Annotated in this window: 1 protein-coding gene; it reads left to right on the top strand. The window is 53.1% G+C overall.

The window, feature by feature from the left end:
- Positions 1-662: helix-turn-helix domain-containing protein (locus AUR66_RS16060; RefSeq protein ID WP_058573245.1), on the top strand; the 662-nt coding region annotated here is incomplete at its 5' end.
- Positions 663-667 lie beyond the last annotated feature (5 nt).

Raw genomic sequence — 667 nt, forward strand, 5'->3', positions numbered from 1 at the left:
TTCCCGTCCTCTATTATCTCCCCACTGATGAACCGGTGTCGGCAGCCGAGCTTGCCCAACGAACCGATGTGTCACGGGCAACCGTCTATCGGACGCTCAAGACGCTTACAAACCGAGCAATAGCTGTTAAGCAAGGAACTAGATACCTCCTCACCGAACAGTTCTCAGGACTTCACAAGTTCGCTGTGGAGCTCCGGCACCAACACCACCGTATGCAAGTCAAGACCGACATCGGGAGTGGAACACTTCTGTGGGAATCTTATGACGAGTTCATTGTGCGAACAGACGAGGTAGTTGACGACAGTCAGTACCTGCTGACAGGACTCGATGCATACAGCGAATACGGTCTGCAGTTCTTCACGCGCTCGGGGAACTATTACTTCTACTCAGAAAGTCGAGAGTCACTCTCACCGGCCGACTTGGTCTGTCACCTACTCCTCATCGAGAACGACGCTCGCCACCGAAAGTACGCTATGCTTCTCATTACCGCAACCAACACATCCCACGAAGACGTTCGCGAAGTCGCAACATCCTACGGAGTCGAAGACATCATCTCACCTCTCTTGACGTACCTACGAACAGAAGGCGAACAGTCCTCAGCGCAAACCCCACCCTGGTCTGAAATGGAATCGCTCGCTCGTGACTACGAGGTAGAAATATGACCCGC

It is taken from the genome of Haloferax profundi (genome assembly GCF_001469865.1).
Lineage (GTDB): Archaea > Halobacteriota > Halobacteria > Halobacteriales > Haloferacaceae > Haloferax > Haloferax profundi.